Origin of the sequence: Corynebacterium sp. HMSC068G04, from assembly GCF_001814885.1 — a bacterium.
Lineage (GTDB): Bacteria > Actinomycetota > Actinomycetes > Mycobacteriales > Mycobacteriaceae > Corynebacterium > Corynebacterium hiratae.
Window position 1 is genome coordinate 424 of record NZ_KV818351.1, and the last position, 11,722, is coordinate 12,145.

11 protein-coding genes and 1 tRNA gene are annotated in these 11,722 nt (G+C 59.6%); 6 read left to right on the forward strand and 6 right to left on the reverse strand.

Features of this window, described 5'->3' with window-relative positions:
* Positions 1 to 221: 221 nt before the first annotated feature.
* The 3 genes from HMPREF2993_RS11980 to HMPREF2993_RS11990 all read right to left on the reverse strand — a co-directional run bounded on the left by HMPREF2993_RS11980 (position 222) and on the right by HMPREF2993_RS11990 (position 1,968).
* Positions 222 to 295, reverse strand: a tRNA-Pro gene (locus HMPREF2993_RS11980).
* An 88-nt stretch (positions 296 to 383) separates the two neighbouring features.
* Positions 384 to 782 (reverse strand): YchJ family protein, encoded by a 399-nt coding sequence (locus HMPREF2993_RS11985; RefSeq protein ID WP_070681404.1) that lies wholly within the window; start codon positions 780 to 782, stop codon positions 384 to 386.
* Positions 783 to 789: 7 nt separating this feature from the next.
* Complete coding sequence (locus HMPREF2993_RS11990) at positions 790 to 1,968, reverse strand: bifunctional alpha/beta hydrolase/OsmC family protein (RefSeq protein ID WP_210401569.1); 1,179 nt, start codon at positions 1,966 to 1,968, stop codon at positions 790 to 792.
* A 96-nt stretch (positions 1,969 to 2,064) separates the two neighbouring features.
* Here HMPREF2993_RS11990 and secA2 point away from each other — a divergent pair, with 96 nt between their 5' ends.
* From secA2 to HMPREF2993_RS12015, 5 genes are all read left to right on the forward strand, one after another.
* Positions 2,065 to 4,356, forward strand: a complete 2,292-nt coding sequence (gene secA2 / locus HMPREF2993_RS11995; protein WP_070702623.1) for an accessory Sec system translocase SecA2 — start codon at positions 2,065 to 2,067, stop codon at positions 4,354 to 4,356.
* A gap of 86 nt (positions 4,357 to 4,442) precedes the next feature.
* Positions 4,443 to 4,874, forward strand: coding sequence for an oxoglutarate dehydrogenase inhibitor Odhl (odhI, locus tag HMPREF2993_RS12000; RefSeq protein WP_010186533.1), 432 nt, complete (start codon positions 4,443 to 4,445; stop codon positions 4,872 to 4,874).
* Between the two features lie 118 nt (positions 4,875 to 4,992).
* Positions 4,993 to 5,739, forward strand: a complete 747-nt coding sequence (locus tag HMPREF2993_RS12005; RefSeq protein WP_046649387.1) for a transcriptional regulator FtsR — start codon at positions 4,993 to 4,995, stop codon at positions 5,737 to 5,739.
* 61 nt (positions 5,740 to 5,800) lie between these two features.
* Complete coding sequence (locus HMPREF2993_RS12010; RefSeq protein WP_070702558.1) at positions 5,801 to 6,397, forward strand: bifunctional nuclease domain-containing protein; 597 nt, start codon at positions 5,801 to 5,803, stop codon at positions 6,395 to 6,397.
* A gap of 314 nt (positions 6,398 to 6,711) precedes the next feature.
* A complete protein-coding gene (locus tag HMPREF2993_RS12015; RefSeq protein WP_210401570.1) occupies positions 6,712 to 7,272 on the forward strand; it encodes a MerR family transcriptional regulator in 561 nt (186 codons plus the stop codon).
* 127 nt (positions 7,273 to 7,399) lie between these two features.
* Here HMPREF2993_RS12015 and HMPREF2993_RS12020 read toward each other — a convergent pair whose 3' ends face one another.
* The 3 genes from HMPREF2993_RS12020 to HMPREF2993_RS12030 are packed head-to-tail and all read right to left on the reverse strand — an operon-like array spanning position 7,400 to position 10,457.
* Complete coding sequence (locus tag HMPREF2993_RS12020) at positions 7,400 to 8,236, reverse strand: vWA domain-containing protein (protein ID WP_070702562.1); 837 nt, start codon at positions 8,234 to 8,236, stop codon at positions 7,400 to 7,402.
* A 56-nt stretch (positions 8,237 to 8,292) separates the two neighbouring features.
* Positions 8,293 to 9,147, reverse strand: a complete 855-nt coding sequence (locus HMPREF2993_RS12025) for a 3-methyladenine DNA glycosylase (RefSeq protein WP_070702565.1) — start codon at positions 9,145 to 9,147, stop codon at positions 8,293 to 8,295.
* Entirely contained in the window at positions 9,144 to 10,457 is a 1,314-nt protein-coding gene (locus HMPREF2993_RS12030) for a DEAD/DEAH box helicase (protein WP_070702567.1), read from the reverse strand. Before HMPREF2993_RS12030 ends, HMPREF2993_RS12025 begins: the two co-directional genes overlap by 4 nt.
* Positions 10,458 to 10,582: 125 nt before the next feature.
* On the opposite strand from HMPREF2993_RS12030, the gene HMPREF2993_RS12035 reads away from it, so the two are divergent.
* Positions 10,583 to 11,377 (forward strand): hypothetical protein, encoded by a 795-nt coding sequence (locus HMPREF2993_RS12035; RefSeq protein ID WP_246822440.1) that lies wholly within the window; start codon positions 10,583 to 10,585, stop codon positions 11,375 to 11,377.
* Positions 11,378 to 11,722: the final 345 nt, after the last annotated feature.

Genomic DNA, 11,722 nt, shown 5'->3' on the forward strand with positions numbered 1-11,722 from the left:
ACTCCATGTCCAAAAACCCTATGGACATAACAGTTCCGGGCTAGAAGTTCCGGGCTAGAAGTCGTTTTAGAGGGGACGAACCATGTTGTGTTCCTTATTAGTCAACGACTGGAACAGAGCGAAAACGACTAAACCCACCGCGGTGAAGCGGTGGGTTTAGCTATGCGGAGCAGTTTCGCAAATGATTTAAGCTAGATTCGCAAAACCGTCCCTAAATTTTGTCGGACTAACAGGATTTGAACCTGCGACCCCTACACCCCCAGTGTAGTGCGCTACCAAACTGCGCCATAGTCCGCCGCCGCACCATTAGGTGCAACTGCTACAGATTACACTAGCGGTATTCGCTTCGACAAATCCCAGTTCAACCTTTGTTTTAGCGGCAGCTAAAACTCTCCGGCGGAATAGACCCACTGCCCGTTTTGGCGGTGGAAAGAGGAGCGCTCTCGCTGCGAGCCCTTCGCGGCCCCCTTGTAAAAGGCTTCGAATTCAACGATGCCGGTCTGGTCCAAGGGGCCGCCGGCGACGGTGTCGATAATGTCGAGGCGGTAGAAGCGGATCCCAGTATCCGCTAGATCGAGGCGCTCGGGGCGGGTTTCGGGGTCCCAGGTACGCAGCAAATAATCCTCGTCGCCGGCGACGAAAGCGCTGAAACGCGAGCGCATCAGGGTCTCCGCTGAGGGGGCGGGTGTGCCGGCATGGTAGCGCGAGCAGCACTCGCCGAAGCTTAGGCCGGTACCGCAGGGACAGCGGGCGGCAGGGTCAAGTGGGTTAAGAACAACCATGGGCGGCTTATTCTGCAGTGGTTGCCACGGTGGTGGCGATGTCCACAGCGAGGAGGGAATCGATGGTGGTGGAAGCGGCGGCGTCGGCAAGCGCGCGTTGTTGATCGGCGCTCAGAAAGCCAGGAAGCGTCACCGTACGTGTGAAACGAGATTCGGATTCTTGGTTAACCCTGACAGATACCGCTTCGAGCACCTTCGCGTCGATTTTCTGCGCCTTGCCTGCTTCTTTGATGGCCTGAGTGCTTGCCGTAGCCACTGCAGACATAAGAAGGCCTTCCGCGGTGAAACCTTGGCCTTTGCCGCCGTTCTTTTTCGTGCGGTCAGCGCTCACCGATCGGTCATTGTGGTGCACGACGACGCCCATCCTGGTTCCAACTGCCGGAATTGCAAGCGCGGAGTCCTCAGCAACTGGGGTGGGAATGTTCTCCGGAACAATAAACTGCTCCGCCCAAGCCCCGATGAGGTCGGCGGCACGGGCTGCCGCGCCCTGCTTAGTCACCAGGTGATCGGCCTTATCCAAGGCGACGAGGGACTTGGGATAGCGCGTGGTCCGGAAAATATTTTGTGCGTTATCAATGCCCACCGTTTGATCAATGGGGGAATGCAGCACCATGAGGGGCTTGCGCAGGCGCGGAAGATAGTCCTCCGGGTTGGTCTCAGCAAGGTCTTCGAGGAAGAGGCGCGAAATGGTCAGCGCCCGGCCGCCAAGGGTGACCTCGACTTCACCGTTGGCGTCGACCTCGCCGATCTTGTCGGCGTAGTGCAGCACGGAGTGTGCAGGATCGAAGGGGGCGCCGATGGTGGCCACAGCCTTGAGGGAGCGAATGTTGTTGGCCGCGGCCAGAGCGGCAGCCCCGCCCAGTGAATGGCCCATGAGTAGCTGCGGTGCGGAATAGTTCTGTGCTAGCCAGTCGGCAGCAGCCTGGATATCGGCAACATTTTGGCTGAAGCAGGTGTCCGCGAAATTGCCCTCGGACTGGCCCAAACCCGGGAAATCAAAGCGCAGGGTGGCGATGCCAAAGTTGGTCAGCTGTTTGCTCACGCGGGCCGCGCCCGGCGTATGGCGCGAACCGGCAAAGCAGTGCGCGAAGATAGCGAAGGCTTGCGGAGGGGAGTCGGGAAAATCGATGGTTCCGGCCATCGCGGTACCGGTGCTGGAGGGGAGCGACACGTTCACGGATTGCATGCCCACAAGGATATAAGGGCGAACGCACGCTTGCGAACCGGGGTTGACTAGAGTCGATAGAAGACCTGTATGACGCACAAGGATGGAGGAGTGCTCATGGGCGCATTCGATTGGTTCTGGAAGGCAATGGGCGCGCAGTCCGAGCGCAACAACAAGAAATCGAAGGCTGTCGTGACGGCAGCCGATTCAGCAGTGGGGGACATTGCGGCCCTGTCGGATGCTGACGTTGCCGCCACTGCGCGCGCTTGCGTGAAAGACGGGGGAATTGCAGATAAGTCTCGTTTCCTCGCGGCATTGGCCGTGGCGAGCGAACGCAAGCTTGGCATGCGCCCGTTTACTGTCCAGTCCCAGGCTGTGCTCCGACTTTTAGAAGGAGACGTCATCCAAATGGCCACCGGCGAGGGAAAGACGCTGGTGGGTGCCATGGCTGCGACTGGTTTCGCGCTCACCGGCAAGCGCGTGCACCTGGTGACGGTTAATAATTATCTAGCGGCGCGTGACGCCGAATGGATGCGCCCACTCGTGGAGTTCTTTGGACTCACGGTGGCTTCCGTGACGGAGAAAATGGGGCCGGAAGAGCGACGCGGAGCTTACCTTTCCGACATCATTTATGCGCCGGTTAATGAGCTCGGTTTCGATGTGCTACGGGATAACCAGATCACCTCCCGGGAGCAGACGGTGCAGGCGCGCGCGGACGTGGCGTTGGTGGATGAGGCGGACTCTGTGCTTGTCGACGAAGCCCTCGTCCCCCTCGTCCTCGCCGGAAATCGCCCCGGTGAGGAATCTACGGGCCACATCACCAACGTGGTGTCCCGGCTGCGAGAGGAGCAGGACTACGTTATTGCGGAGGATGGGCGCACGGTAGCGCTCACCGATGAGGGCGCGGCACGTGTGGAGCACGAATTGGGACTCGACTCGCTCTACTCGGAGGAGAACATCGGCTCCGTGCTGGTCAAAGTTAACTTAGCGCTGCACGCTAAGGCATTGCTTATCCGCGATATTCACTACATCATCACGGACGGAAAACTGCAGCTTATCGACGCCTCCCGCGGCCGCGTAGCGGAACTGCAGCGCTGGCCGGATGGCCTCCAGGCCGCGGTGGAGGCCAAAGAAGGCTTGGAGGTATCAGAAGGAGGGCGCATCCTCGACACCATTACGCTCCAGGAGCTCATGCGGCGCTATCCGCTAGTGTGCGGCATGACCGGAACCGCAGTGGAGGCAACAGACCAACTGCGTCAGTTCTATGACCTGCACGTCTCGGTCATCGACCGTAACAAGGAACTGCAGCGCTTCGACGAACCTGACCGCATTTATGCCTCCGTGGATGAAAAATCCCGTGCCATCGTCAATGAAATCGTGGCAATCAATAGCACTGGCCAGCCGGTACTCGTGGGTACCCACGATGTTGCTGAATCAGAAGACCTCGCCGAAGCCCTACGTGAACAGGGGATTACGGTCAACGTCCTCAACGCAAAAAATGATGAGGACGAGGCGCGCATCGTCGCGGAAGCAGGCGACGTGGGGCGAGTGACTGTGTCTACCCAGATGGCGGGCCGCGGCACCGATATCAAGCTGGGCGGCGCGGATGAGTCTGACCGTGAAGCCGTTGTTGAAAAGGGCGGTTTGGCAGTGCTCGGCACCTCGCGGCACCGTTCCTCGCGATTGGATAACCAGTTGCGTGGCCGTGCTGGACGCCAGGGAGATCCGGGGATGTCGCTCTTCTTCGTGTCGTTGGAGGACGACGTAGTTCAGCAGGGTGGGGAAGACGAGTCCCTGTCGGCTCGGCCAAATGCCGATGGCCTCATTGAATCCAAGCGAGTCCGAGACTTCATCGCACACTGTCAGCGGGTGACGGAAGGCCAGTTACTGGAAATTCACGCGCAGACGTGGAAGTACAACCAGCTGCTGGCGGATCAGCGCATCATTATCGATGAGCGCCGTGCCAAGTTGCTCGATACAGACCAGGCCTGGCAGGAGCTCGCTGAGCGAGCGCCCGATCGCGCCGCCGAGCTAAGCGACGTCCCCGTGGATGCCCGTGAGCGCGCCGCCCGCGAGATCATGCTCTACCACCTCGACTTAGCGTGGGCCGACCACTTGGAGCTGATGGATGACGTGCGTGAATCTATTCACTTGCGTGCCATTGCTCGCGAGACCCCCATCGATGAATACCACCGCATCGCCGTACGCGAATTCAAGGATTTGGCGCAGCGCGCGGTTGATGATGCCGTCGATACTTTTAAGACCGTGCTTATTGATGTCGATGGTGCTCACCTAGAGGATCATGGACTGTCCCGCCCGAGCGCCACCTGGACTTATATGGTTTCCGATAACCCATTGTCTGGCGGGGGAAATTCCGTGCTCAAGGGCATAGGAAACATTTTCCGTTAATGTATTTGTGGAGAGGCGACTCGCGCGCGCAGCGGAGTCGCTAATATGGAATGAGTCAACATCGATCCGACCCTTCGGAGGTAAAAATGAGCGAGAATACCGGAACGCCGGAACCGCAGGCAGAGACTACTTCTGTCTTCCGCGCTGATCTTCTTAAGGAGATGGAAAACGGCACCGCGGCGGGTTCCGACGCCTCCGTTGCTGGCGCTGAGAACCTGGCTGAAGGCCAGGCCCTGCTCGTCGTGAAGCGAGGCCCGAATGCCGGCGCGCGCTTCTTGCTTGATCAGCCGACCACCACCGCCGGCCGCCACCCGGAAGCAGATATCTTCCTCGATGACGTCACCGTCTCCCGCCGCCACGCAGAATTCCGCGCCAAGGATGGCCAGTTCGAGGTCGTGGACGTCGGATCGCTCAATGGCACCTACGTCAACCGCGAGCCGCGCAATGCGCAGGTACTGGAAGTCGGCGACGAAATCCAGATTGGTAAGTTCCGCCTCGTCTTCATCGCCCCCAAATAGGGCAGTACCCGTCAGCAAGGACGAAGCGGGGGTGCGAGGGGAGCAGCCGGTCTTGCTTCCTCACTGTGCCTGCCCTTTGTCAAAGTGAATCCGCGTAGAAAGCAGTAGTAGTCCCATCGTGAGCGCTCAGAAGTCCACCGCAGCTGCAGCAACAGCATCTTCGGCGGCCAAGAAGACCAAGCAAAAGCCCATGTCTATTGGCGTAACGCTGAAGCACGTGCAGAAGCAGTTCCCGGACGTGACGGTGTCGAAGATTCGCTTTTTGGAATCTGAGGGTCTGATTACTCCGGAACGCACCGCGAAGGGCTACCGTCGCTACTACCAGAAGGATCTTGACCGCCTGCGCTACATTCTGACCGCGCAGCGCGATCACTACACGCCGCTCAAGGTTATTCGTGAGCAGCTGGAGGCGATGGATTCGGGGCAAGTCACCGCCATTGTCTCCTCCCAGGCTGAGGCACTGATCAGTGCCGAGCAGCTGCGAGCACCAGTGGTGACCAGGCTTACCGACGCCGACGTGGCCGACCAAGCCGGGACCACGCAGGAAAACATTGCGGAGCTGGTCTCGGTGGGGCTCATTAAGCCGGATCCGGCGGGATTCTTTGACACAGATGACGTGTCTATCGTGTCGGCGGCTGTCGCCTTAGAGTCTTTCGGCTTTGAGGCACGGCAATTGAAGTCGCTGCGCAATGCCGCCCGCCGGCAGGCAGACATGATTTCGCAGGTCGCTTCTCCGGTGGCGCATTCGAAGTCAGATACGGCCCCGCAGCAGGCCGAAGAGCTCTCCCAGCAGATGGCGGCGCTTGTTCTGTCCCTTCATGGAACGCTGGTCAAGACTGAGCTGCGGGACGAGTTCCGCCCGTAGCGGAATAGAGGGCTGCTCTGTCAATCGCCACGCGTGAGGAAAGTGTGGAAAAGTGGGTGCCATGACTGCAGAAGTATTGAAATTTTTAGGAATCCACCCCGTCGGCCCCGAGAATAACTTGTGCGCCCTCTTTTACTGGGAAGAGGCAGACCGGCACGTACCTGTGTGGGTCTCGCCTATTGATGGAGCCCGCGTTCTCCAGGTGCTGGAGCGCCATTACAACGCGCGGCCTATTACCTATGAACTCCTGATTGCCTTCGCCGACCAGCTTGATGGGATCGAGCATATTTGTGTCTCCGAGTACCACAAGGGCGCTTTCATGGTCGACGTGGTCGACGGAACAGGTGAGGAGCACGACGCCCGCATCTGTGACGCCCTCGTCCTAGCAGATCACTACGGGGTGCCCATCCGGTTTGAGAAGGAGGTGCTCGAGGAGGTCGCTGTTTACATTAGCGATGAAGACCTCAAGGAATACTACGGTCTCGAACGCGAAGCTAAGTCCCCAGAGACCTTCCCGGAGAAGAGGTCGCGCGATTTTCAAGAGATGGCAGCTCGGCAGAAAGCCCAGGAAGACGATGGCTTCGAGCAGCTAATGCGTGACTCCGGAATTTCCGAAGAAGATTTGCTTGGGGGCGAATCGCCGGAAGATGAGGGCTAACGCCCGCTCGCTCAGCTGAGCTTCGTCCGTAGAAGGCGGCGGTCGGCTCGACATACTCACCAGCGCTCCATGCTAGACACAGCGGCACTATTTCTGGGTGCCGCTTTTACTTGTTATCAGCGAATTTTTTAATGACACGCGTGTGACTAATGATGACAAAGTGACCAAAAAAGTCTAAAGTTCTACTAGAGGTTCACGGAGGGCGACCCTTGACGTGGTCGCTGACGTGGCCTTTAATAGAAAAATAGAACTCCCTCAAACATCACTGGAGTAATTACGTGAGCAGTAAAAACAACCGCACTGAGTCCCGCGCCCTGCCGCTCGATGACGCCGCAACGAACGGCTACGTCCAGGAATCCCTCTTCGACGTCGGACCGGACGAGGAGTTGGGCTACCGCGTTCCCATCGCGTGTCAGGTAGCCGGCATTACCTACCGTCAGCTGGATTACTGGGCACGCACCGACCTGGTCAAGCCCTCTATCCGCACCGCGCGTGGTTCTGGCTCCCAGCGTCTGTACTCTTTTAAGGACGTATTGGTGCTCAAGATTGTCAAGCGCCTTCTGGACACCGGTATTTCTCTGCAGAACATCCGCCTCGCCGTGGAATCCCTGCGGGATCGCGGCGTTAATGACTTGGCGGAGCTCACGCTTGTCTCCGACGGCACCACGGTCTATGAGTGCCGGTCCAACGATGAAGTCATCGACCTCCTCGCCGGAGGCCAAGGCGTATTCGGTATCGCCGTACCTGGCATCCTTAAGGAGCTCTCCGGTACCATCACGTCCTTCCCGGCCGAGCGCGTCGTGGAGGAAGAAGAAACTGACGTCGTTGTTGGCCTCGACGAGCTCGCTGCTCGCCGCAAGCGTAAGAGCTCTTAAACTCGAGCCACTCGCCGCCGCGTCTTTCCTGCACTGCTGCTCACGTCAGTGTCCTGGGGAAAGATGCGGCGGCTTTCTGCGCTCTGGGAGTGCACCCCGCGGACTCGCTTTGCACGAGAGCCCGCGTCTAGCGTGCGCCGACTGCGGCCGAGATGGCCGTTGCATTGTCTTGGGCATCGGATGGATCTGCGACCGTGCTGTAGGAATCAGCCAGCTTTTCGAGTTCAGCATCCTTCTCGCCGTTACCCACGTGCACCACGCTCAAGCTCACTCCTTCGCCGCGGGCATTCTTTACGGCCTCGGCGAAGGCAGCATCATCCATATCTTGCTGCGTGCCGGTGGTTACGAGCACAACGCGTGTGTCCTTGCCGCTTTCAGCCACCTGGTCGGTTGCGTTATCCAGTGCGGCTACCACAGCACTGCGGGTTTGCGGAACGCCACCCGTGCCAAACATACCTACGGCATAGGCAACGTTATCGGTATCCCCATACGACACGTTTTGGCGGTAACCCACGGTTGCCGAGGCGGAAAGAGGGGAGGAGTAGTTCCAGAGGCCCACCTGGCTTCCCTCCGCGCCGGCCGCCGACGCCGCCTCAGCCACACCCTGGCTTACCGCATCGAAATAGGGCGTGAGGTTCTCGGACGTATCGAGGAGGAACAACGTATTCGGCGCAACCTTTGCCTCTGCGGCCTTTTCCTCCGAGCTGGGGGCGGCCGACGTCGATTCGGTGTCCTTCGCCGTTTCCGACGACGCAGGCGCGGCCGACGTTGTCGCCTGTGCAGTAGAGGTCTCCTCCGTCTTAGCTGTAGTTGATTCTGCCGCCACCGTTTCACCGGAATCGGAATCGTTTCCGCGGAAGAGGAAGAATCCTCCGATAACCAGCGCCAGCACCGCTAAAACGGCCACGATGATGACCCACGGTGCAAATGCGTAGTTATTCTTTCCATCCGAGTGCCGGGCCATCTCTTTCCTTCCGCGCTGGTTTCGCGGGGCGGCACAGCGCGCCCCGTCGGGTCACATCAATGGTTCCTCATTGTAGCGGGCAGTGCGGCGCGAATTTGGGAGACAAGCCGCGCGCGCAGGGGCTCGGCGGCGTCGGCAAGCGCGCGTTGGCGACGCACGTACTCGGACTTTCCTTCCGCCGTTTCGATGGGGACGACCCCAAAGCCCCACTCGCGGCAATCGTAGGGTGAAGCTTCCATATCAAGTGTGCGTGCTGCCACGGCTAGCCGGAAGGTGTCGAGGAACAACTCACCCGGTACCAATGGCCCCAATTTCCACGCCCATTTATACAAATCCATAGTCGCATGGACGCAGCCAGCCTGGTCGTTCTCCGGTTGCCCCTCGCGAGTCAGCACCGTGAGGTTGAGCGGGCGCGCGGGCTCAGTGAAGAAGCGGAAGGCATCGTAATGCGTGCACTTGATGCGGTGCCTATCGACGACCTCATTCGTCCCTTCCGCCCCTAACCGCAGCGGCAAGTCATGGCGAGGAGAATCGGTGTGGTAGACCATGGCCCATTCGTGCAGGCCAAAGCAATCGAATTGGGTGGGGTTATGCGTGGTCTTTTCTAGCAGATTCAGGATGTAACGAACGGTGCTACCGCGGCGTGCGAGGAAGGCCTCAGTGTCCACCGTGACGCCCTCATCAGTGCGGTGGTAGTAGTTCCACTGAGCATGTGGGACCTCGCCGGCCAGAGTCACACCGACGCCTGGGTGCCAACGCCGCAGGTGTGACGGGCGGACGGGGTAGTACTCGAAAAGGAAGTCGTAGACAGGGTGATACGAGCCCGGGTGGCGGTAGCGTGCGAGATACTCGTTGGCCGCCTCCTCGTGCATGGTCATCCGGGTTTGCCAGGTTTTAGGCTGGAGAATCATCGCTGACCTGCGTTGCCCCGTCGGCGGCGCTGGTTACGGCTACCCGATCGTCGACGCGCAGACTGTCTTTCGGACTGACTCTGTGGCTTCTTCTTTGATGGTTGCTGGTGTGGTGGGCCGAGCGGTTCGCCGTTGGGCTTGCGAGCTCCCGTCATCTGGGCGAGCTCGGGGCTGCTGGCTGGGTTGGCGCGGTCACTGATGTCGAGGTCGGTGTGTGCAACGCCCGCCTTCGCGATGAGCTTTGCCACCTCATCGCGTTGCTCGTCGGTGACGAGTGTGACTACGGTGCCGGAGTCGCCTCCGCGTGCAGTACGGCCGGAGCGGTGCAGATAGGCCTTGTGCTCAGCTGGCGGATCGACGTGGACGACAAGGGAGACGTCGGCGATGTCGATACCGCGGGCAGCGATATCGGTGGCGACGAGTACCGGAACGCTGCCGTCTGCGAAGCCCTCGATGGCCTTGGTACGTGAGCCCTGGCCCTTATCGCCGTGCAGGGGCAGCGCGTTGATTCCGACGCGGCGCAGCTTTTTGGCCTGCCTGTCGACGCCATGCTTGGTACGCATAAACATGATGGTCTTGCCCTTGCGTGCGCCGAGGCGAAGAACGACGTCATTGCGGGCCTCGCGGGTGCCGATGAAAATAAGGTGGTGTTCCATCGTGTCGACGGCTGCCTCGACGGGGGCGGTGGAGTGGGTGACGGGATCGTGCATGAACTGGTTGACCAGCTTGTTGACTTCGCCGTCGAGGGTGGCGGAGAAGAGCAAACGTTGACCATCGACCGGCGTGAGATTGAGCAGCTTGCGTACCTGGGGGAGGAAGCCCATGTCCGCCATCTGGTCCGCCTCGTCGAGGGCGGTGATAGTGACGTGGTCGAAGAAGAGCTTGCCCTGGTCGATGAGGTCCTGGGCGCGTCCCGGTGTGGCAACGAGCAGGTCAACCGGGCGGGCAAGCGAGCGAATGTGGTTGTTGATGTTGACACCCCCGACGACTGCCAGTACCCGCAGTCCCAATGCTGCCGCGGGTTCTTCTAAGCGCTGCTGGATCTGGGTTGCCAGCTCGCGCGTCGGTGCTAGGACCAGCCCGCGCGGGTGGGCCGGACGCGACACCCCGGACTCCGCCAATCGGGCCAGCATAGGGAGACCAAACGTAAAGGTCTTTCCCGAGCCTGTGGGGCCACGGCCGAGGACATCCTTGCCGGCGAGGGCGTCGGGAATAGCGGCTTCTTGGATAGGGAAGGGGGTCGTGATGCCCTGTTTGTCTAAGATACGAACAACATCGCGGGGGAGGCCGAGTTCGGCGAAAGTAGTCATCGGGTAAAAAGTCTAGTGCTCCGGCCTGCCAGACCGAAAAGCATTACAGCTACCGGTGGGGATTAGGCCTCGCATCCTGCATTTTTAGGGTTTGTGTGACGTGGTTCTCTGTTAAATTGAGCGACATGACGAATCCATTCGACAACTCTCAATCTCAGTCTCCTCCCCGCGGGTTTGGCCAGAACCCGCACCACGTCCAACCTGGGCACAACCAAGCGCCTCACGGTTTTAATGGGCAAGGCCAAGGGATGCCGCAACCGCCACAGAAGAAGCCCGGTTCGAAGAAAGTGTTGTGGATTGTTCTAGCAATAATCCTCGGTCTTATTCTGGTTACAGGGCTCGCTCTTGTGGCGGCGTTTTCTGCTTTTAAGGACTTTGCCGCTGGATTGGAAGATGGGCCAGGAGAGGTCGCTGCCTCTGATGCCGGCTATTGGGAGCGCACGATTGACGTCGATGATGTTGACGCTATCCGAGAGTCCGAGGTGCCGGCGTCTGTTCCTACACCTCTGGCTGAGCTGACGTCCGAGTGCTACGAAGATACGTCCTATTTCGGTGAGTCAGCAGATCAGGGCTACGACGCGCAGTGGGTCCCGACCATTTCCTGCCTCTATGGGGCCGACGGTGAGCTTGTCGCTCAGTACACCGAGAATCAGGGAGCCATTCGCGACGCGGAGCGCGTGGGGCTGCAGGAGTCCGTTGTGGATTACACGTCCGCTCGCGGTTCCCAGATCGCAATTTTTGGACAGGATGAGGAATTCGTCATGGTGGAAGTACTCGAGAATCGTAACGCGGTCATCGAGTACGTGATGGGTGGGTACGACCCGGACGAGGTGGTGACCAACTACGTCGACCTTGCCAGCTATCTGGTACACGCGGGGATCCTCGACGAGACGCCGGGGCCACCGCCAGTCGACGCCTAGTGGTAAACCTATGCTTGACGACGTCCCCGCCCCACACTCACCCAGAATCGCCATGGGGCAGCGCGGCGTCGTTTGGATTCGCACTCATAACTGAAGCCGGTAAGAATCGCTAGAGCGTAGGATGACGCGCATTGGGCGGCTGTCGTTGTGCGGGATCGCCGATATCCCCGCCAGCATGGCTTTGTCTAACGGGTTTTCTTTCTATTGGGAGCGCTTTTCTTGCAGGTTACCGCCGCTTTTCTGTGTGTGGTGGTTGGGTGCTAGCTGCTGTCGGGTGGTGGGTCTGGTGGTCGTTCTGCTTCTCGTTCGGCGGTGAGTCTGGCTAGTGCTTCTTGGTATTCCGGC